The following is a 21,060-nucleotide window of genomic DNA, read 5'->3' as shown; positions in this document are numbered from 1 at the left end:
CTGCACCTAACCTTATTTGTGGCTATTGGTTATTGATATGGCTGAAACTTGTACCCGACACCCCAAACCGTTTGAATAAAACGATGTTCAGAACTAGGGTGCTTGAGCTTAGTGCGAAGGCGATTGATAGTGCTACAAACAGTATGATGATAGCCCGAGTGTTCGGTATTCCACACATGCCCCAGTAGTTCGTCCTTGCTATAAACCCTGCCGGGCCTTGAGGCGAGAAACTTCAGTAAAGTGAACTCAGTCGCTGTTAATGTAACGTCCCTATCGTCTAGCGAGACTTGGTGTAGTTCTGGCGTTATTTTTAATAAACCAAAATTCATAGATGTCTCATTAGTTTCAGCGTCTGCTGTAGGACTCCCAGAGACTTGATTGACTCGACGCAAGATATTGCGCACTCTGGCTTGGAACTCTAGAACACTAAAAGGCTTAGTTATGTAGTCATCGACACCCGCTTCTAAACCATCAACTTTATCCATTTCGCTGTCTCTAGCGGTCAGCACCAAAACCGGGGTCCAATTTTGTTCTTGTCTCAGATGATGACAGATATCTAAACCATCTCCATCGGGCAGACCCCTATCTAGAACCAATAAATCAAAGGCTTGCTGTTGATAAATGGTTAGCGCATCATCACAACGAGCGACTCTAGTCACCTTGTGACCTTGAAACTTCAAATGCATTAGCACTAATTCGGCCAGATCATCATCGTCTTCGACTAATAGAATGTTAGCCATCAGGTTCGTCGCTTGTTGTTCCATGAATCCTTCCTTGCTCTTTTCTATCGCCCCAGAGCACTAGACCGCAGCAAGGAAGGATTAATTTCACTCTATGCGAGTGATAGTGATTTTAGCTCCAGGGTTGAGGAAGCGATGAGTAGCTAAAAGAGCAGAGGTTACCAGACCATCATCACTGCTAATTACACCAGAATGAAACGTCACCACATCATCGTCATTGCGCGCAGCATTAAATCCTTCACCTCCTCCTGCAGGACCAGGAATGGTGGATGCTAACTCGTCATTGAGCTCAGTGCCGGCATCCCAAACGTTCATATTCATCTCAAAACTATCTCCTACCGCTAAGCTTTGTACAGATAGTCCTGTTTCACCTACAAACGCATCATTGGTATTGACGAGCATTGACGCTACCGACACATATCCGGAAAATCCAGGGTCTATGGTGATAGTCACCTCATCTGACATTCCTGGCATAACTAAGCCATTTCCTGATAGCCCCTGTTCAACATTGTCGTTGCTATCCATTAAGGCGATGAGATCACCATTACTTCCCGCCTCTGCTAGCTGTTCCAAAGGCACCGATGCGCTTTGACCTACTTCAAACAACGAATAATCACTGTTGTGTGTCAGCACCACCAGCGGTGACATGGGCTGATTGGCCGTTAGATTGACCACAGATAACGTATAGCGATAGCTTTGAGTTGAAGAATCGCTGGCACTAATTGCAGCGACATCGTTGTCATCATCTGAACATCCTGCCAGCACGCCGATAGAAAATGCCGCTAATAAGATTCGATTTTTCATTTTCGCCTCCTTACTTCACAACAATAGTGATGGTTGCTACTGGGTTTAACCAACGGTGTGCACTGCTATCGAGATCGCTATTGCCGCCCGTAGCATCGGCGTCACCTAGATTACCCGGATGCACATGAACAACCGCATTGGTAACCACAGTCTCAACACCCGTAGCGCCTGAGCCGAAAGTGATAAATGGAGGGTTAGGCATACTGCTGGCTATCTCGTCATTAGCTTCTGTACCTGCGTCATACCCGTTTAACGTTGCTTTATATGTGCCGGGCGTAGTTGGGATCTTCCAACTATCCAAGCCTACAAACCCGTCATTGGTTGGTAAAAGCATTGCCGACAAGGATAAATACTCTAGATCGCCGCTATCTAAAGTGAAGGTAGTGCCTACCCCAGGGTCTAAAATGCCTGCAGCGGGGTTTTCAACCACCACACCACCCGCATTACCAATGACAGTTGATAAACCAGAGATGTCTCCTCCTTCAGCCATGCTTTCCAATTCAGCTGACGCAGATTGGCCTGTCCTAAACATGAATAAGTCAGAGTTATGTGCCGCCACAATAAGAGGCGTAAAGTAAATGCCCTTGGTGGCATTGGTTACGGTAATTTCAAGTTCAGCGGCATTTGCACTAGCAGAGCCGAATGCAAATAACACAGAAGAAATAGCTAATCCAAGTTGAGTACGTTTTTTCATTTTGAGTCCATCCTGTAATGACCTTGTGTTGGTAGTAATAAGGATGAACCGCAGATCTTTCAGTAGAATCTCTAAAATCTCATAAAACTCTCACAAGTTCTTAAACAGTTTTAATCAACAGAGATCTAGTCACCTATACTGGCAAAGATGAGAACGAGGATGAATTGATGCTTGAGATAAGGCCCAACTGCGAATGCTGTGACACGAACTTACCCGTAGATTCAAAGCACGCGATGATATGTAGTTACGAATGTACCTTTTGCAAAAGATGTGTAGAGGACGTTTTGTTCAATGTCTGCCCAAATTGTGGTGGTGGGTTTTGCTCAAGGCCCATTAGGCCTGCCAAGGAAAGAAGAACTAAGGTCAGCTCTTATTATCAACCAGCGTCAACGACAAGAGTGCTTAGGGCCTGTTGACCTTTTGTGATTAAATTTTGCTCGACCAGAAGCCATTTAATCAAGGCAAGTGTCTTGCCGCCTAGTCATCTAAGCAAAAGACGCTCAACGATGAGTAAATGGCTTCTGGCCGAGCCCTTCGGGTAGCGCTTTGTTGGGCATTTCTACGGCGTTAGTCCCTTTTCATGTGGAACCACCACACCTAAAAGTGACTGCCTTGTATCAATACCCAACAAATCGCTACAAAAATCAACTCAAAAGGTCAACAGGCCCTAGCAAATACTCGAGGAAAGAAATGAGTGATTTTGTCCGTCGATACAAGGATATTGTTCCGGAAGAACGTTAGACTACTTTTAAAAAACTAAGCGTTCAGTGAATAACCCTAGACAAGAGCAACCACTAAACCTGCAACAATGAATGAAACTCCAAGTCCTCGTATGAAATACCAACGCTCTTTTAGGATAGTAATTCCTAGTACTAACCCAAAAACAATACTGACCTGTCGAAGGGCAACAATATAGCTGACATTTTCGACCAAAGTCATTGAATACAATACGATTCCATAGGTCAGCCCCATCATTATTCCAGCTATCGATGACCCCTTCCAATAGCGTTTTGCATTAACTAGTTCCGACTTATTTTTGGTGATAAGAAGCCAACACAACAACACAGTGTATGTGCCAAGAAACTGCATGCCAAGATAAAATATCGCAATATGCTGCGAGCTTAGTCCCGATGTTTCTAGCACTAACCAGTTAAGCGCTTCTTTATCCAGAATAGAGTACAGAGTCGTTCCCATCGCGGCAATTACAGCCCACAGTACGCCTATATTTGCATACGCCGATAGTTTCAATTCTCGAAGTGTTGTGAGGGGAACCAATAAGCAACCCATCGTCAATATAACAAAGCCTACCCAAGCGTTGACAGATATCGCCTGCCCTATCATTAGGGTCCCGAGTCCTACCATAAGAACAGGTAAGGCGCGCACAATCGGATACATCATGCCAACGTCGCCATGCTCATAGGCTTTAATAACACTCACCAGATAAATAGCCTGACCTATACAACTGAAAAGCAGTAGCCCTAAAAAGTCAGCATGAATATTGGTAAGACCAATTATAGAAACGCACCATACGAGGTAGGGAGACAGTAAAACGAAGGGAGTAAATGATGCGACTAAAGCAAACGAATAACCCGAGCCAGAACCAGACTTACCGAGTACGTTCCAACCAGCATGAAGCAGCGCTGAAAAAACAACCAAAACAATAGCAATAATACTCAAAGCGCTTCCTAAATAAACAGATTGTCTATATTACTCGTGGGCCCATTACTCTATGTAATTCGGGAAAAGGCGAAGTCTAACTCGCCTTTGTGACTCTTCAATGACGATATGTTTACATTAAGGCTAGAGGTATCGCTAGGCGTGAAAACCATGTTTGACAAAATAATGCGAAAAAGCCCTAAGAATAACTTAGGGCTTTAAAATGAGGGTCATTTGAAACACTGTTCTAGAGTGCTAAAACAGCCTACTCCCAGTCAAGGATAACCTTACCAGACTGACCGCTACGCATAACGTCAAAGCCTTCCTGGAAGTCGTCAACCTTGTAGTGGTGAGTAATGATTGGCGATAGATCTAGGCCAGATTGAATCAATGAAGCCATTTTGTACCAAGTTTCAAACATCTCTCGGCCATAGATACCCTTGATAACCAAGCCTTTAAAGATCACCTGGTTCCAGTCGATACCCATGTCTGATGGTGGAATACCCAGTAGCGCTAAACGACCACCATGGTTCATCGTTTCTAACATAGTGCTAAATGCTGCTTGAACGCCTGACATTTCAAGACCGACATCGAAGCCCTCGGTCATGCCCAGTTCAGCCATTACATCTTTAAGATCTTCGTGTGCAACGTTAACGGCGCGAGTTACACCCATTTGACGAGCAAGATCCAGACGGTATTCGTTTACATCAGTAATGACAACGTGACGGGCACCTACGTGCTTAGCAACAGCGGCCGCCATGATGCCGATTGGTCCAGCACCTGTGATCAGTACGTCTTCACCTACTAGATCGAAAGACAGCGCTGTGTGTACCGCATTACCAAACGGGTCAAAGATTGACGCCAGCTCATCCGAGATGCCTTCTGGGATCTTAAATGCGTTGAACGCTGGGATCACAAGATACTCAGAGAAAGAGCCTGTGCGGTTAACACCCACACCAATCGTGTTACGACATAGATGCGTACGTCCACCACGGCAGTTACGACAATGACCACAAGTAATGTGACCTTCGCCAGAAACGCGGTCACCTACTTCAAAGCCACGTACTTCTTGGCCAATTGCAACAACTTCACCCACGTATTCGTGACCTACAACCATAGGAACAGGGATAGTGTTTTGTGACCACTCATCCCAATTGTAGATGTGTACATCAGTACCGCAGATAGCCGTTTTCTTGATCTTGATGAGAAGGTCGTTATGCCCCATTTCTGGCATATCGACTTCATTCATCCAAATACCTTGTTCAGGCTTGAGTTTAGAAAGCGCTTTAATCTTCATTATTTGATCAATCCCATGTCACGACCTACTTCGATGAATGCATCAATAGCGCGGTCTAGTTGTTTACGAGTATGCGCCGCAGACATTTGCGTACGAATACGAGCTTGGCCTTTCGGTACGACAGGGAAAGAGAAGCCAATAACGTAAATGCCTTTTGCTAGCGCGCGCTCAGCAAATTCAGCAGCAACCTTTGCATCACCCAACATAATTGGAATGATAGCGTGGTCAGCGCCACCCATAGTGAAGCCAGCACCTTCCATACGAGCACGGAAATGCGCTGCGTTATCCCAAAGATGGCTGCGAAGATCGCCACTTTCTTGAAGAAGATCTAGAACACGTAGAGAAGCCGAAACAATCGCTGGCGCAACTGAGTTTGAGAACAGATATGGACGTGAACGCTGACGAAGCCAGTCAATCACTTCTTTCTTACCTGAAGTGTAGCCGCCTGATGCACCGCCCATAGCCTTACCTAGAGTACCGGTAATAATATCGATACGATCCATTACATTGTGGTAATCGTGTGTACCTGCGCCGGTTTCACCCATAAAGCCAACAGCGTGAGAGTCATCAACCATCACTAGTGCTTCATACTTGTCTGCAAGGTCACAAATAGCAGGAAGATTTGCTACCACACCGTCCATAGAGAACACGCCGTCGGTAACAATCAGAGTATTACGCGCACCCGCTTCTTTAGCTGCAATAAGTTGCTGCTCTAGCTCTTGCATGTTGTTGTTTGAATAGCGGAAACGCATTGCTTTACACAGACGAACGCCATCAATGATAGACGCGTGGTTCAATGCATCTGAGATAATCGCATCTTCTTTACCTAGGATTGTTTCAAACAGGCCTGTGTTTGCATCAAAGCAAGAAGTGTAAAGAATGGTATCTTCCATACCAAGGAAAGCAGATAGCTTGTCTTCTAATTGTTTGTGGATGTCTTGAGTACCACAAATAAAGCGTACAGACGCCATACCAAAACCGTATTTATCCATACCTTGCTGAGCTGCTTTGATTAGCTCTGGGTGGTTAGCCAAACCTAAGTAGTTGTTTGCACAGAAGTTAAGTACATCTTCACCAGTCGAAATAGACACAGACGCTTGTTGTTGAGAAGTAATAACGCGCTCAGACTTGTACAAACCTTCGGTTTTTACATCTTCGATTTGTTGTTGGATTTGGTTATAAAACGCAGAAGACATGATTCTTTGATCCTTTCATTAAGGGGGAATGCCAAGCAAGCTAACAAGCTTGCTCGGAACAAAATCTTTTCCTGATTTACAGTGTAAAGAGATTCTAGTTCAAAGATCTTGGGAGTATAATGCCATCTACGGAAAATCATTTGTGAATCCTAGGCACATATAATGAAAACCAATCAACTCGTCGCTCTTTTGCCCGACCTTGCTACCTATACCCTAGTGGTTCAGCAAGGTAATTTTACTAATGCAGCCAATAGCTTAGCGATGACTCCTTCCGCCGTGTCCAAAACGATAACTCGGCTTGAAAGCGCACTGACAGTTAAGCTGATTGAACGTACCACTCGCAATTTCCGCATTACAGAAGAAGGCCAAAAGGTCTACGAACAAGCGATTCAGATGCTTAAGGCTGCCGAACAAGCGATTGAGCTTTCTACAAATAGCCACTCTCAAGCCCGGGGAAGCCTTTTAGTCTCAGCCCCAGAAGCATTTCTCAGCGTTGTATTACAGCCGTTAATCATCGATTTTTTAAAGAAGTATCCCGATATTCAGATAAAGGCACGAGCGATTGACGGAGCGGTAGATATTCAAAAACAAGGTATCGATGTTGCCTTTAGGTTGTCAGAGCAGCCGGACGAACACTTAGTGCTAAAAGAACTGGGCGAGACTCACTTGATTCTGTGCGCTTCTAAGCCCTACTTGATGAAACATGGCACGCCAAAACAGCCCAACGAACTGTTAGAACACAACTGTCTCTATTTAGCCGAAACCGAACACGACAACGTTTGGACCTTCCATAAAGACGATAAATCTCAGTCAGTTACCGTATCTGGTCGCTATGCAGTGAACCAAGCTAATCTAAGATTTGAAGGGGTGAAAAGCCATTTAGGCATTGGACTGTTTCATGATTTTGTTGTTGCCAACGCCGTAGCAACAGGAGAAGTGGTACAAGTGCTAGAGGACTGGACTCTTACCAGTAACCACCATGGCAACGTGTTGATGCAATATGCGCAAACCAAATACATGCCAGAGCGCCTTCGCCTGTTTATCGATTTTATCAGCCAGGCACTTGCGAACAAATAATCAATTAATTTGCAATGAGATCAAAGGATTAGAATCTTTTGATATGAACAGAGCAAATAAAGGCTATATTCGAATACGATTGACTATCTACAGCTAAAATTACAGTAACCATACTCATTGGAGCACATCATGATTCAGTTTCCCGAGCATTTTCTGTGGGGCGGCGCCATTGCTGCTAACCAAGTAGAAGGGTCTTACTTAGAAGATGGCAAAGGCCTATCTACTGCGGACATGCTGCCCAATGGCATTCTTAGCCCTCATCAAACAAGAGAAGAGCGAGAGCCTGGAATCAAAGATCTTGCGATCGACTTTTACAACCGCTATCCAGAAGATATCAGCCTCTTTAAAGAAATGGGCTTTACCTGCCTGCGTTTATCCATCGCATGGACACGTATTTTCCCAAACGGTGACGATGTAGAGCCAAGCGAAGAAGGTCTCGCCTATTATGACCGACTTTTTGACGAGTTAGGCAAACACAACATGACTCCATTTGTGACATTGTCACACTATGAAATGCCTTACCATTTGGTGGAAAAGTACAACGGTTGGAGCGATCGTCGTGTCATCGCATTCTTTGAGAAGTATGCTCGCACGGTTTTCGAGCGCTTTGGCTCTAAAGTGAAGCTATGGCTGACCTTCAATGAGATCAACATGTCACTGCACGCGCCATTTACCGGTGTGGGTCTTCAAGAGGAAGCGTCTAAACAAGAGATTTATCAAGCAATCCATCATCAACTAGTCGCAAACGCAAAAGCTGTAAATCTGTGTCATGAGATTATTCCAGATGCGCAAATAGGTAACATGCTTTTAGGTGCGATCAATTATCCCTATACCTGTAATCCAGATGATGTGATTGCCGCCATGCAGGAAAATAATCAGTGGCTATTCTTCGGAGACGTACAAACTCGTGGCAAGTACCCCGGCTACATGCTTCGTTACTTTAGAGAAAACAGCATTGAGATAAAGATGCAGGCAGACGATCTCGATATCATTTCCTCTGCTAGTGTCGACTTCATCTCCTTTAGTTATTACGCCAGTGGTTGCGCCTCTGCAGACCCTATGCAAAAAGAAGTCGGCAATATCGTCGATAGTGTGCCGAATCCTCACCTTAAAAAAAGCGAATGGGGCTGGCTCATTGACCCTAAGGGATTACGTATTCTTCTAAACCTGCTTTACGATAGATATCAAAAGCCGTTGTTTATTGTGGAAAATGGTCTTGGGGCTATAGATACTCCTACCTTAGAGGGTGAGATCATTGATGACTATCGAATCTCTTACCTGAATGACCATTTGATTCAAGCCTATGAAGCGATACTGGATGGTGTTGAACTTATGGGCTTTACCTCTTGGGGACCTATCGACTTAGTCGCCAACTCAACCGCAGAGATGAGTAAGCGCTACGGTTATATTTATGTAGACAGAGATAATAATGGCGAAGGTACTCTTGCCCGCACGAAAAAGAAAAGCTTTTATTGGTATAAAGATGTGATAGCCAGTCGAGGCGCGACACTTAAACCATAAAGTGAATCTCCCTTGCATAACACTAGACATGCAAGGGCAAACCTTGTTGTCGCTGTTTCTGTTAACTTCTATTTCTGTTAATTGCTATTTAGTTGAGTTTGTTGCGTATTTAGATTTATGAGAAAAATGAAAACCCTACTTCCAGCCTTTATCTTATTCCTGACGAGTAGTTGTACGAGTCACGAAGAGCCCTATCATTTCCAACAGGCTGAGGCGTTGAGCCCATACGCTCAAGCGAGCTTTGAGCAGTACGTAGTAGAGACTCAAAACTGGATGAAAGCAGAGCGAAACTTTCTCACCGATAACCAAGAACTAGAAATAGCCTTAAACTCTCCCCAAGAATACCAGCCGCAACAGAGCAATGGAGAGGCTATTCTTCTAGTGCATGGATTAGGCGACTCGCCTTACTCTTTTAATGATATTGCCACTCATTTAAGCGACAAAGGCTATTTGGTCAGAACCATGTTGCTCCCAGGTCACGGGTCTAAAGTGGGCGATTTAAAATTAGTCACAGCTGACATCTGGCAAGAGAGTGTTGAACACCAGATAAAGTTATTGCAGCAACAATCTGATCAGGTTTGGCTTGGTGGCTATTCAACCGGAGCGAATCTAGTCACTAGCTACGCCCTGACCGACGACAGCATCAAAGGGCTTATTCTCTATTCTCCTGCCTTTAATGGCAGTTCTGAATTACTACCAATGGCTAAGTATGCGCAATACGTAATGGAATGGGCAGACCAAGATCCAGAAACCAATTACCTGCGCTATGATTCACTCCCTATGACCGCCGCCGCGAGTTATTACGAAACCACGCAGAGAGTACAACAGAAACTAGCATCCACTCCCAGCTACAATAAACCTGTGTTCATGCTTATTAGCGAGGGCGATACCGTAGTCGATAAAGACTTCGCAGTAGATCAATTTGCCACTCGTTTTAGTCACCCTAGTTCTCAATTAGTTTGGCTAGGCAATAACCCTCCACTTAAAGAGCGAACTGTTGCCTACAACATGAAGTTACCTGAACTAAAAATCAGTGAGGGTTCTCATATGGGTGGGCTATTTTCTCCCAACAACCCAGAGTATGGCGTAAATGGTAAGAATCGTCTTTGCAACAATGGTCAGGGAGCAGAACTAGAGGCTCAATGCCTAGCAGGCGCCGAGGTTTGGTACTCTTCTTACGGGTATGTAGAGACAGGAAAGATACATGCTCGCCTCACTTACAACCCTTACTTTGACGAAAGTCTAGCTAGAATGGAAGAAGTGCTTTCCGTTCACTAGTTTTACTTGTCTGTCGTCATTTTGCGTTCGGGCGAATAGACTGAGCTTTAGAATTCGAACAAGCTAACTGTTTCCAGCCTACGGCGTTTTCACCTTCGAATAAATATCCTGCATCAACGAGTCCAACCCTTGGTTTAGAGCCTGTACCAACGCATCGTAACCTTCATCATCTAAAGGTTGCTTAATATCAAAGTCACCGCTGTGAACTCCTAACTTCCAGTCCCCTTTTAGCTCAGCATTTCCTGTGTACGATCCGTTAAAACGCTCAAAGTGAACGCTCAAATTAGGGGGCCCATTTACGTCTGGCATTCGATACTGCTGCAATTGATTGATGAGCATATTTCTTACATTTTCAGCCCAAACGTTATGGCTTGCTACCTCTACCTCTGTTTCTGACAGCCTATAAACGATTCCGGGCCCTTCTAAATAGCTGGGCATTTTGACACTTACCCTATCAAACTCGAGCATATGGTCTGACTCAACCCGCGGCAATAAATATGTCTTTGTTTCGATTGACTCGCTGCTAGTACAGCCGACGAAGAGAGCAAAAATCAATATTGACCACTTTTTCATTATTGGTTTCCTCTTACTGGAACAGGGTCAGGTTTGGAGTCATCCCCAAACACCAACGCATTCGGTTTTTCGTTGACTTCTTGCAGTATCGGTTTTAACTGTTGCATGACTTGTTCAACTTCAGAAATAGCGCTTTGTAATTGTTGGTACATCTGGGAATTGACATCAAAACCCTCTAAAGTCGTTTGCAACTGTTCTAAGCTTTGATTTAGTTGACCAGGTAGTTGCTTTGTTTGGTTATCAGATAAGAGCACGTCAATATCATTGGCGACTTTGCTTGCGGAGTTCAGCGTTACTTGAGCTGAATGTAAGGTTTTATTCAGGCTTGTTACCGTTTCTTCCAAAGGAAGATTATTAACCCTGTGCAAAAATTCCACGGCTTGCTTTTGTATTTCAGAAAATCCACCCGATATCACTGGAAATGTCTCATATCCTGCAAATCGCACTATTTCTACCGGATCTGGTTTTTCATAAAAATCCACATCTATGTACAGAGCACCAGTGAGCAAGTTCCCCACTCTTAATGCTCCCCGTAACCCTCGTTGAACCTGATATTCCAATCTTTGCTTAAATTCGTCTATTGTGGTTTCTCGAAGAACCTCAGAAACGCGCTCTATTTCTATGCGAATCAATACGGGTATACGATTACTCAATGTGCCGTCATCTTGCATTGGAACAGCTAATGGGACAGTTTCAACGGTACCTATTCTTATACCTCGATACTCTACTGGAGCGCCTGTTTCTAGGCCACGGACAGACTCACTAAACAGTAGTGCGTAATGAAGATACTCTGAATATTTGTTTTCTAAGACACTGTTGTAGTCATTAAAGAGCTCAAATTGTTGCAGGCTTGTCGTCACTTGAGAACCAGGCTGTATATTCTCTGGCACATCAAAGCTGACCCCTCCAGTCAAAATGGTTTCAAGCGATCCCACTTTAAGATCAATACCACTGGTATCCAGTTTTACTTCTACACCAGAATCGAGCCAAAACTGCGAATGTTCAAACACTAAGCTGTCATAAGGTGCAAAGATGAATAGTTGGTATTCAGCAGTTTGTTTTTCATAGTTGTAGCTGGTCTTTTCTACTCGCCCTACAGTAAACCCATGATGCAATACTGGCTCACCTATGCCCAATTTATTCGCCTCATTGTGGGTAAGTATGACGCGTATCCCCTTTGCATCGGGGCCAGCGACTGGTGGCAGTTCTAAGACTTTAAACTTTCTCTCTTGCTTATCAGAACGCCCTGGCTTCAGTTCGATATAGGATCCTGAAAGTAACGTATCCAAACCCGATATTCCATCCGCGCCGATATGAGGTTCTACAACCCAAAACAGCGAGTCTTCTCTAAGCATACGAGCCGCTTGTTTATCCATTTGAGCTTTTGCAACGATGTACTCATAGTTCTCACTAAGCTCTATTTCTGTAATAGTCCCTACTTTCACGTTTCGGGCTTTTATCGCGGTTTTTCCCGCCTCTATACCTGCTGCATCGGGCAGCATTAAGGTTACCTCTGGCCCTCGACTATTTACATACTGGAATAACATCCACATTCCCATAGCAAAAGCGATTAACGGGATTATCCACACCGGGGAAATCCCTTTTCTTTGGCTAATGTTTGCGTGAGAACGACTACTTTTATCCATGGATTACTTTTCCACCATCATTAATTAGCGCCACATCATCCGCGAATCGAAGGTCATCGCCGACAGCATTGTAAATATGACTACTGCAGCAAAATACAGTGCTGCCGGGCCAGGATAGATCGCCATCAATCCGTCTATTTGAACCAATGCGACTAAGATGGCAACCACAAAAATATCAATCATCGACCAACGACCAATGAACTCAGTAATTCGATACAATTTAAGAAAACGATAAGATTCCGCGACAGGCATACTATGAACTCTTTGTGCATGCCAATAGAGGTAAGACAGAGATATCATCTTAGCGATGGGAATCATGATACTGGCAAACAGAATAACCAAAGCGACTGGATAATCCCCTAACTCCCACAACTCAATCACTCCACCTAAAATAGTCGAACCTTGGCTGTTTCCCAGTGAAGATGTATACATCATCGGATAAAGGTTAGCGGGGAGATAAAAAACCACCGAGGCGAACAACAGCGCCCAAACCACCTGTAAGTTCTGTCCTGGTTCAAATCGGTGTAGCTTTGCTGAGCAACGATTGCAATCATGTGTGTGTTCCGAATAGGTATGTACTAAGCCACAAACATGACACGCTAGATGAGTATTATCTTGGAAGCACTGACCACTTATCTTATCGTTATCGTCTGCACTGACCGGAAACAGTTGCTGCCAAACCCAATAGAGATCTGCGGTTGAAACTGTCTTAACCATTAGACAAGTAAAGATGGCGAATGCCCAAAATGAAATTCCCATCGATACGTCCGCCAAAGCGGCAATCTTCACTAAACTCACCAAAACCCCGATCAAAAACACGTCCACCATCAACCAAGGCTTAATGCGCGACAGTATCTTCAAAATTCGTTTTTGTAGATTTTGAGTGCGATTTTTTAGAACTGTGTTTGATATACAACTATATAGATAGAGGAGGCAAACCAGATAAATAGCAGGGAGGACTAATACAGAGAATATCAGCAATACACTAAGAGTATTGTTGTTAAAATTTGCCAGGACTTCCGCCGCTTGATAAAGACTAATCTGTTGTGAAAGCCCTTGAATGCTGAAAGACATAAAGGGATAAGCAAGGCTCGCTATAAACGCGATTAGGCTAGCTAACGCATAACAAATAGGTCCCTGTACAGGATCTCTATCTGCGCCCAACAAGTGGCAATGACAACGAGGGCATCGAGCCTGTTCTCCTGCCTTTAGGCTATCAACATCACTCGCAATTCCACACTCGTGACACGATATAATCGACACGACTATTCAGGACTCCTTTCCTAAACGTTAATATTACTTTTATTCTTGGTTGTTCAAAACGCATTCCACATCGATTAAAGATAGCCTTATTTACTGATAATCAACAACTTTTAATCGGTATAGGTTATAGATTCTACTAATGCTAAATCATTAATAGAGGTCTTTGCGATAGCTAAAGGTACTTAAAGACTTCGATATTGAAACCATTAATTTAAGTTATTGATAAGATTAACAACTCAAGGAATCAATTATGCTAATGACCACAACACAAACTGTTGAAGGCAAACGCGTCCTCAGTTACCACGGCGTTATTGCCGGTGAGGCTATCTTGGTACTTATGAGAAAGAACTCGAGAGTGCTCGTACCATTGCTATGCAGGAATAGGAAGATAACGCCCATGAAATAGGTGCCAATGGCGTAATTGGTATCGATATTGACTACGAAGTGCTTGGTAAAGACAACGGTATGTTAATGGTCAGAACTAAAGTCCCATAGTGGAGTATGTGAATATAATAATCCTACTTACCCACAGACCTATTCACATTAGTTCTATAAATACCCTTCCTTATACCCTCACATATTACAGGTATAAAAAACCACCCGAAGGTGGTTATCTTAAAGTTTAGTCCAAGTACAACCCTGTAGTTTTGTTGTAGTTGCTGATCGCATCATTCCCCCATACCACCAAACATTCATATAGTGGTAATTTGAAGACTTATGATTGAAGTTCAAACCGTAGTCTGTTGTTCCAATCCTCCAAGACACAATTAAAGACTCATCAGAAACTTGCATCTTGGTTACTTTACTTGATTCAAACCATTCCCTACGGTCAGACACTTTGATGTAACCATCTTTGATATACCACTGAGAGTAATAACCCTCTCCCCTATCATCACAAGTAACCAATATATTTGCTTGAACCATAGATGAACATAACAGGGTTAATAGAATTAAAAGTCTCATTATTCGTTACCTATATACTTGGTTCTAACGTCTGTTGCTGCTCTACGAGTAATACCATGCTACTTTGATAACTCTATTGGAGTCTTACCTTCTAATAGTCCAGTGATGATATCTAACGTTCTCTTGTGCTTACTATCGGTAAAGAATAGCTCTAATGCTTTGTTGTTCATTGTTTCAAATCCTATCGGTTTACGCTGTTACTTTAACATTAACGCCTTGCTTGAAGTTACCATTCTTATCAAACATTTCTGGATACTGGTTTGATGCTTTAACCTTGGGGATAACATCAGACTTCATTAGGTCACCAAAGATAACCCCATACTCAGCATTATCATCACGACCATTAAGAACACCCTTATCTAACACTGAGTAAGTAAGTGCCTTTACTCTCTTACCATCTACTGAGTAACTTAATACTGTGATTGTGTCACCCTTAACAATGTCAGCTATCAATGTGTTAATTGACTTACCTAAGGTGTAGTCATAGGCAATCTTCTTTACACCATACTGTGCGTAATAGTTGTAGTTTCTACAGTTGTTTAAAATGTAATTATTCATTGGTTCAATTGTCTCTATTAAAAGGGAAGCTCTAAGGCTTCATATTGTTGATTACTTTGTTAGTTGATATAACCAATCGGTTGTAAAGAATGAATCCTCTCTCAACTCAAATGCAGTACGTAGATTGTTGATTACCTCAACATCAATGAAGCGATCACTGTTCATGCACGTAACACCATTCTCATTGATATAATCATATGAGTGACAGAATACTATTCCACCCTCTACAGGTTTGTAATTGATGTTGATTTCATTCCCCTCTATTAACACAGAAATATATTCTTCATCACGATCTTCAAACTTCTGGAATGCCATATATCGGTTTTCTGAAACAGTAGTAACCATTCGGATATTCTTTGTATTCAGCTCTACTGCATTGTTTAACTTGTAGTGCCTAACCTTGTGAGCAATCTCTAAGGTCATTTCATCCGTAATCAATGAACTTGTTTCTTCAGCAAATTCACCATCAATTAGTTTCTCCCACTGAATATAATCATCATTCTCAAATACATCAGTCCATGATGTTACTGGTTCATCACTCTCATATGTAGCGGTAAACCCTGTTGATGGGTTATTCCCATTGCACTTAATGGTGACAGGATCATCAACTCGTACATTAACAACACCCTCACAATGAACATGGTTACTTCCACTGTTGTAAACGGTAAAAGCTGTGTTACCTGATTCAACTGTTAGAGGTGTTGTTTCGTAGTAGGTTTGAGTCTTATCACCTACTGCAAATACAGTGTTAGGGTTAAGTCCTGTATTCCATGCATATGTGATTTCACCTGTTTGTGGTTTAGGTTGTTCACTGCTACCACCACCAGAACCACAGCCGACAAGGATTAATGTTATTAGGATTACTAAGTATTTCATGGTTTATTCTCTCTTTGATTTGGGCACTAAAAAGGAGTCCGTAGACTCCCATAGGTTGTTATTTACAGTTGAATGTTACGTTGCGTCTATCCATGTCACGCTTTAGTTCTGTTACTTGTAAAGCTGTACGCCATGCGTATGCTACGCCTTGGTCAAACATGAATGATGATGTCTTGTATTCTAAGGTGGTTAGTTGCTTAAATACTTCTTCCTGATGTCTGTTACTGCTTGCCTACTAACACCATATTGCTCTGCTAGTTCTATTGGAGTCTTACCTTCAAGTAGTCCAGAAATGATATCTAATCTTCTCTTGTTCTTACTATCGGTAAAGAATAACTCTACTACTTTGTTGTTCATTTCATCTAATCTCATTAGCTCGATCTACCTGTTGTGTGTACTGGTTTTATGGTTCATTTCTGATATTTGCTCAATGAGCGTAAGAGACTATCTAAGTACAAGAGGTGGATGAGTCCGAAGACCCTTCCTTATTTGTTTACCAAGTACCTTCACCCCAAGATGACTCACCGAAGAATACATCCTCTTTGTGTGGTTCACTTGGAGTCGGTTGAGGTTGTTCATTGTCACTACCACCACAGCCAATAAGCATGAGGGATAGTAAGACAGCTGTGATGTATTTCATTAGTTGACCTTAGAGTAAGAGCTGATGAATGATTCAATGTCTTCTAGTGTCAGTTCAACTATGCTGTCATTCCAGTTAGGGTTAGTTGATAGATTAACTTGGAACTCGCTGGTACGAGATACACCACACTCAGGGAAGTGTACGGTTACTTTGTAACGCATATACTGAGAGGCGTAGATAGTCTCGTTAGGATCGTTATAGAGATTGTATGATTTACCGAAAGACATGTAGTTATTAGAACTAAAGTTTAACGGTAGTTCGCCTGTCACACCTGTTGCAGTGAAATGGTTATTCTCTACAAGATCAAGACTCACCTGAACGTAGCATGTAATCATCCTTGAACTCCACTCTATCGTGACGTACAGGCATACGGTATGTACCACAGTTAGGGATTTTCACTTCCTTAACCGTGTAGTATGTAGTAGTGATGTCACTAGGATACTCACTAATGTGTGCAATAAAGTCACCCTGGAACTCATTGGTTTCGTAGTTCCCGTAGATGTGGTCATAACCGCTTTCGTCAGCAGCAACTTCCAGACGATTAACACTTTCTTCCAATGCTTGGAAGCTCTGGTTCATTTGCTCAGCAGAGGTACGTTGACCATCTTTAAATGTGTGAGGTACTTCAACTGCAGTTGCGTTGAATGTTAGTAGTGCTAATAGAATTACATATTTCATTTATTTGATTCCTGTCTCTAATTAGGTTGAGTGAGTGAGCCACAAGGACTCACCCATTGGTGTTAGTTAGGAAGGATGTATGTATCAACTAAGTGTGTTACTAGGTCGGTAGTTACCATGTCTGCGTCATAGGTTAACCATGCTTCTAGTTCATGCACAGGGATATAGAAGTCTCTACCACTGCTGTTGTCTGCATAGTCGTTACAGTGAATGGTGTCACCAACCCAGCCCTTCATGACGTAACAAGTAGCGTTAACTAGTTGTTGGTCACGCATTACTTGGTTCCCGTACACTGATCTTGATTGGTTGATGAATATAGTTATGTACTGGCCATCGAATGATGCAGACATATTAGTTAGATACTGCATATCCAAGTAGTAGAACTCATCACCATGAACTGCATTCTTATAAGCCATTGTTGATGCTGATTGACTGAAGTATGGGTTACCACGATCATCTGTACCAAATGATGTACGTAGCTCATCCATTGCGTATGAGTAACCATTAACAGTCATAGCACCCTCTCTCAAGGTTACATTCTGTGACTTCATGTATGTTTCACCTGTATCAAAGTCAATGTCGAAATACTGATCAATATGTAGGTCAGTAACGTTCAACAGATCGAACTTACCATCAGGCAGATTGAATGGTGCAACGTTACATTTTGCGTAATCCATCTCACTAGAACCATGGGTCAGACATGCACGAATGTGTGTAGATTTCCATGAATCAGAGGTCTCGTTAACTTCCCAATATGTTTCATCTTTAGGTAAACCAATATCGATGATTGGATCAACGATAAAGATAGGGTCATTACCTTCAGGTAAGTCAGTGATTGGATCGATAACTACATCGATTGGATCAATAGCAATATCTTCAGGCGGTAATGGGATAACGAAGATGTCACAGTTATCTAAGTCTTCACAGTACTTAGGTGGAGCTGGGTATTCTTCTTTAGGTGGTTCGATTGGGTCAGGTGTGTCTGATGATCCACCACCACAGCCTACAAGTACAAGTGCCATTAGGGTTAATATGTATTTCAAGATTGACTCTCTCATTATCTGGATTTAAAGATTTCCCGTAATGCTCCATTCAGTTTTCAAAGAACGTTGAGCTGCTACTCAATACCTCAGTAGTTTCCTTCTTTGGAATGAAGCGCATTATATATATTCGTACTAAGTATGCAATAAAAACTTTCAAAACATATCTAAAGGATTGGTAGGGTACTTAAGTAGATAGGTATGGATACCCGGGGAGGTGGGTGACTTTTAGTCGCTACCCGTGTTAATGCTGGACTTGTTTCCAGATGAGACAGTAAAAGCGTCTACGCAGAAATATTGTCAGGAAATAATCTTTATATGGGGGTAAGGTAACTGTGAGGTTTCAGGGGTAGTTTTCTAAAGCTCAGATGAGTGGTTTATCCCTAAGGTTGATTGCCATACCCAATAAAGATCGGTCGTCATAATGCTCTTTGCCATCAAATATGCAAAAGTAACAAACGCCCCAAAAGATCCGCCCATTGCTAACTCCACCCTTGCGGATATCTAAATCGAGCTCACTAGAACGCCAATCAACAATGAGTTCAATGCATCATTGTTTAAATTAGCCAGCTCTTTTGCTGCTTGATACAGACCACTCTGTTGAGTAATCCCTTGAATGTTAAAAGATGGCTGTGACTTCGAGCCGACTCCCCTGCTTAAAAGTTTTCAACTTCACTCCGAATACCACACTCGTGACAAGATATAATCGACATGGCTATTCAGAACTCTTTCTTTAAACGTCAAGAATACTTCTATTCTTAATTTTAAAAGGACTTTCCATGTCGATTATAGATAGTCTTAAAGACTTCGATATTGAAACCATTAATTTAAGTTATTGATAAGATTAACAACTCGTAGTAAAACAATGGACTCAACTTCACTGCTACACTCAGAGAGCAATTAATACCCCGAAGGAATCAATTATGCTAATGACCACAACACAAACCGTTGAAGGCAAACGCGTCCTCAGCTACCACGGCGTTATTGCCGGTGAAGCTATCTTAGGGGCTAACTTATTCAAGGATATGTTCGCTGGCATTCGTGACATGGTCGGTGGTCGTTCTGGGACTTATGAGAAAGAACTCGAACGTGCTCGCACCATTGCGGTGCAAGAGCTGGAAGATAAAGCCCATGAAATAGGTGCCAATGCTGTGATTGGTATCGATATTGACTACGAAGTGCTTGGTAAAGACAACGGAATGTTAATGGTCAGCGCGAGTGGCACTGCCGTCACCATCGGCTAATACACTATGCCAAGTTCAGAAAGACACGACGCTAAACACGAATTAGGGCCACTGCAATTCGTTACCTTAATCCTATCGGTGTACGTGCTCATTGCCCTATTTGTGGAGAATGCCTTTACCCTAGATTCAGACACCTCTGAATTATTAGCCATGATAGATACCATGGTGTGCATGGTGTTCTTGGTGGACTTCTTTCAACGTTTTTACCGTGCCCCCAATAAACTGCAATACATGAAATGGGGTTGGATCGATCTGCTTTCGAGTATTCCTCTAGTGGATTCCCTGCGTTACGGGCGCTTTGTTCATTTAGTTCGATTCTTGCGAATTCTAAAAGCGGTGCGCTCTACCAAACTCATCTTGTACTATCTCTTTCGAAACAGGCGTTCTGGCACCTTCTCAATAGTAGCAAGTGTCTCGGTATTGGTGGTCATCTTTGGTGCTATCGGGATTCTACAGTTTGAAAAAGGATTGGAAGGCTCCAACATTCATTCTGCAGGAGACGCTCTTTGGTGGTCATTTGTCACCATTACCACTGTTGGCTATGGTGATTTCTACCCTGTGACAACACAAGGCAGATTAGTCGCGGCTATTTTAATGACTGCAGGTGTGGGGCTATTTGGTACCTTCACCGGTTTAGTTGCCAACTGGTTTATGACCGAGACAGAGCAAGCGGATAACACTGAGCGCACGGCCGTTAAAGCAGAAATTAAAGCCCTTCATATGAAGATTGATGAGCTAAAAGAGCTCATCAAGGATCAAAAGTCACACTAGTTCTTTAGCGATAAGGTGCAGTAAGAAGGTTTCTCGTTCAATGCTCAAACCCTTCTTCGCACTATTGGCTATGGTATGTTCATTGTGAGCGATAGCCTCATGGATATTAACCCACTTTGCCTGCATACCATTTTTGATCTCATAGTCTTCAAAGTTAGGCGTACCTAACTCGGGGTCAACGTGGCAGGTGTAGCAGTAGGAATGCATGTGCATGACATCTGCATCGTCTTTATACCAGGGGCGAAACTCTTCAAATATGCCAAATGGTTTAATATTTCGAATATTTTGCGCGCCTGTTTCTTCTTCGAGTTCACGTACTAGCCCTGCAATTACATCCTCTCCCTCATCAATACCACCGCCGGGTAGTGAATAGTCATGATAGCGCTCAGTGTATAACAACAGAATTTGATCGCCCATGAGTGCAATCGCTCTGGTAGCTCGGCGTTGTATGATGGTCTTTTGGTCGAGTTCGCTTAAATCGGGATGTATAGTGGTTTTTAAATGGCGCATGTAAATAACGGCTAAATTGAATTTCCCGATATTTT

24 protein-coding genes and 1 pseudogene are annotated in these 21,060 nt (G+C 42.8%); 7 read left to right on the top strand and 18 right to left on the bottom strand.

The genetic code is table 11. The features are described 5' to 3' along the window. Window positions 1–29: 29 nt before the first annotated feature. From OCU46_RS19120 to OCU46_RS19110, 3 genes are all read right to left on the bottom strand, one after another. Window positions 30–764 (bottom strand): response regulator transcription factor, encoded by a 735-nt coding sequence (locus OCU46_RS19120; protein ID WP_141271143.1) that lies wholly within the window; start codon window positions 762–764, stop codon window positions 30–32. 63 nt (window positions 765–827) lie between these two features. Then, a complete protein-coding gene (locus OCU46_RS19115) occupies window positions 828–1,544 on the bottom strand; it encodes a spondin domain-containing protein (RefSeq protein WP_141271144.1) in 717 nt (238 codons plus the stop codon). Window positions 1,545–1,554: 10 nt separating this feature from the next. Continuing rightward, window positions 1,555–2,238, bottom strand: a complete 684-nt coding sequence (locus OCU46_RS19110; RefSeq protein WP_141271145.1) for a spondin domain-containing protein — start codon at window positions 2,236–2,238, stop codon at window positions 1,555–1,557. 167 nt (window positions 2,239–2,405) lie between these two features. On the opposite strand from OCU46_RS19110, the gene OCU46_RS19105 reads away from it, so the two are divergent. After that, entirely contained in the window at window positions 2,406–2,654 is a 249-nt protein-coding gene (locus OCU46_RS19105) for a DUF1272 domain-containing protein (protein ID WP_141271146.1), read from the top strand. Between the two features lie 361 nt (window positions 2,655–3,015). Here the strand turns inward: OCU46_RS19105 and OCU46_RS19100 are convergent, their stop codons facing one another. From OCU46_RS19100 to OCU46_RS19090, 3 genes are all read right to left on the bottom strand, one after another. Further along, complete coding sequence (locus tag OCU46_RS19100; protein WP_141271147.1) at window positions 3,016–3,915, bottom strand: EamA family transporter; 900 nt, start codon at window positions 3,913–3,915, stop codon at window positions 3,016–3,018. A 244-nt stretch (window positions 3,916–4,159) separates the two neighbouring features. Beyond that, a complete protein-coding gene (gene tdh / locus OCU46_RS19095; RefSeq protein ID WP_141271148.1) occupies window positions 4,160–5,191 on the bottom strand; it encodes an L-threonine 3-dehydrogenase in 1,032 nt (343 codons plus the stop codon). Beyond that, window positions 5,191–6,387, bottom strand: coding sequence for a glycine C-acetyltransferase (locus OCU46_RS19090; RefSeq protein WP_141271149.1), 1,197 nt, complete (start codon window positions 6,385–6,387; stop codon window positions 5,191–5,193). Before OCU46_RS19090 ends, tdh begins: the two co-directional genes overlap by 1 nt. 162 nt (window positions 6,388–6,549) lie before the next feature. Here OCU46_RS19090 and OCU46_RS19085 point away from each other — a divergent pair, with 162 nt between their 5' ends. The 3 genes from OCU46_RS19085 to OCU46_RS19075 all read left to right on the top strand — a co-directional run bounded on the left by OCU46_RS19085 (window position 6,550) and on the right by OCU46_RS19075 (window position 10,263). Beyond that, window positions 6,550–7,464 (top strand): LysR family transcriptional regulator, encoded by a 915-nt coding sequence (locus OCU46_RS19085; protein ID WP_141271150.1) that lies wholly within the window; start codon window positions 6,550–6,552, stop codon window positions 7,462–7,464. A 129-nt stretch (window positions 7,465–7,593) separates the two neighbouring features. After that, window positions 7,594–8,985, top strand: a complete 1,392-nt coding sequence (gene ascB, locus OCU46_RS19080; protein WP_141271151.1) for a 6-phospho-beta-glucosidase — start codon at window positions 7,594–7,596, stop codon at window positions 8,983–8,985. Between the two features lie 117 nt (window positions 8,986–9,102). Then, window positions 9,103–10,263: an alpha/beta hydrolase gene (locus tag OCU46_RS19075; protein ID WP_141271152.1), complete on the top strand. Its 1,161-nt coding sequence runs from the start codon at window positions 9,103–9,105 to the stop codon at window positions 10,261–10,263. A 78-nt stretch (window positions 10,264–10,341) separates the two neighbouring features. Here the strand turns inward: OCU46_RS19075 and OCU46_RS19070 are convergent, their stop codons facing one another. The 3 genes from OCU46_RS19070 to OCU46_RS19060 are packed head-to-tail and all read right to left on the bottom strand — an operon-like array spanning window position 10,342 to window position 13,745. Continuing rightward, window positions 10,342–10,836, bottom strand: coding sequence for a PqiC family protein (locus OCU46_RS19070; protein ID WP_141271153.1), 495 nt, complete (start codon window positions 10,834–10,836; stop codon window positions 10,342–10,344). Next, on the bottom strand, window positions 10,836–12,482 hold the full coding sequence (gene pqiB / locus OCU46_RS19065) for an intermembrane transport protein PqiB (RefSeq protein ID WP_141271154.1): 1,647 nt from the start codon (window positions 12,480–12,482) through the stop codon (window positions 10,836–10,838). Before pqiB ends, OCU46_RS19070 begins: the two co-directional genes overlap by 1 nt. 24 nt (window positions 12,483–12,506) lie before the next feature. Further along, complete coding sequence (locus OCU46_RS19060; RefSeq protein ID WP_244311396.1) at window positions 12,507–13,745, bottom strand: paraquat-inducible protein A; 1,239 nt, start codon at window positions 13,743–13,745, stop codon at window positions 12,507–12,509. Window positions 13,746–13,995: 250 nt separating this feature from the next. On the opposite strand from OCU46_RS19060, the pseudogene OCU46_RS19055 reads away from it, so the two are divergent. Then, window positions 13,996–14,240 (top strand): annotated as a pseudogene (locus OCU46_RS19055) (heavy metal-binding domain-containing protein). Between the two features lie 120 nt (window positions 14,241–14,360). Here the strand turns inward: OCU46_RS19055 and OCU46_RS19050 are convergent. The 8 genes from OCU46_RS19050 to OCU46_RS19015 all read right to left on the bottom strand — a co-directional run bounded on the left by OCU46_RS19050 (window position 14,361) and on the right by OCU46_RS19015 (window position 18,503). Beyond that, window positions 14,361–14,708: a hypothetical protein gene (locus OCU46_RS19050; protein ID WP_141271156.1), complete on the bottom strand. Its 348-nt coding sequence runs from the start codon at window positions 14,706–14,708 to the stop codon at window positions 14,361–14,363. A 189-nt stretch (window positions 14,709–14,897) separates the two neighbouring features. Then, window positions 14,898–15,266, bottom strand: coding sequence for a hypothetical protein (locus tag OCU46_RS19045; RefSeq protein ID WP_141271157.1), 369 nt, complete (start codon window positions 15,264–15,266; stop codon window positions 14,898–14,900). A 51-nt stretch (window positions 15,267–15,317) separates the two neighbouring features. Continuing rightward, entirely contained in the window at window positions 15,318–16,142 is an 825-nt protein-coding gene (locus OCU46_RS19040) for a hypothetical protein (RefSeq protein WP_141271158.1), read from the bottom strand. Between the two features lie 189 nt (window positions 16,143–16,331). After that, the gene (locus OCU46_RS19035; protein ID WP_141271159.1) at window positions 16,332–16,514 is read right to left on the bottom strand and encodes a helix-turn-helix domain-containing protein; all 183 of its coding nucleotides are present in this window, start codon (window positions 16,512–16,514) and stop codon (window positions 16,332–16,334) included. A 121-nt stretch (window positions 16,515–16,635) separates the two neighbouring features. Continuing rightward, complete coding sequence (locus OCU46_RS19030; protein ID WP_167495366.1) at window positions 16,636–16,782, bottom strand: hypothetical protein; 147 nt, start codon at window positions 16,780–16,782, stop codon at window positions 16,636–16,638. After that, on the bottom strand, window positions 16,782–17,117 hold the full coding sequence (locus tag OCU46_RS19025; RefSeq protein WP_141271160.1) for a hypothetical protein: 336 nt from the start codon (window positions 17,115–17,117) through the stop codon (window positions 16,782–16,784). The genes OCU46_RS19030 and OCU46_RS19025 overlap by 1 nt, the downstream gene beginning before the upstream one ends. Beyond that, complete coding sequence (locus OCU46_RS19020) at window positions 17,086–17,460, bottom strand: hypothetical protein (RefSeq protein WP_141271161.1); 375 nt, start codon at window positions 17,458–17,460, stop codon at window positions 17,086–17,088. Before OCU46_RS19020 ends, OCU46_RS19025 begins: the two co-directional genes overlap by 32 nt. A 62-nt stretch (window positions 17,461–17,522) precedes the next feature. Beyond that, complete coding sequence (locus tag OCU46_RS19015) at window positions 17,523–18,503, bottom strand: hypothetical protein (protein WP_141271162.1); 981 nt, start codon at window positions 18,501–18,503, stop codon at window positions 17,523–17,525. Window positions 18,504–19,423: 920 nt separating this feature from the next. Here OCU46_RS19015 and OCU46_RS19010 point away from each other — a divergent pair. Together OCU46_RS19010 and OCU46_RS19005 are read left to right on the top strand one after the other, a co-directional pair. Further along, window positions 19,424–19,744: a heavy metal-binding domain-containing protein gene (locus OCU46_RS19010; RefSeq protein ID WP_141271163.1), complete on the top strand. Its 321-nt coding sequence runs from the start codon at window positions 19,424–19,426 to the stop codon at window positions 19,742–19,744. Window positions 19,745–19,750: 6 nt separating this feature from the next. Continuing rightward, on the top strand, window positions 19,751–20,515 hold the full coding sequence (locus tag OCU46_RS19005) for an ion transporter (RefSeq protein WP_141271164.1): 765 nt from the start codon (window positions 19,751–19,753) through the stop codon (window positions 20,513–20,515). Here the strand turns inward: OCU46_RS19005 and OCU46_RS19000 are convergent. Beyond that, complete coding sequence (locus tag OCU46_RS19000) at window positions 20,507–21,025, bottom strand: NUDIX hydrolase (protein ID WP_141271165.1); 519 nt, start codon at window positions 21,023–21,025, stop codon at window positions 20,507–20,509. The two genes, OCU46_RS19005 and OCU46_RS19000, sit on opposite strands and share 9 nt — an antisense overlap. Window positions 21,026–21,060: the final 35 nt, after the last annotated feature.

Source organism: Vibrio comitans (assembly GCA_024346835.1).
GTDB lineage: Bacteria > Pseudomonadota > Gammaproteobacteria > Enterobacterales > Vibrionaceae > Vibrio > Vibrio comitans.
The sequence above is the reverse complement of the archived record's forward strand: the minus strand, read 5'-3'. Positions and strand labels throughout refer to the sequence as shown.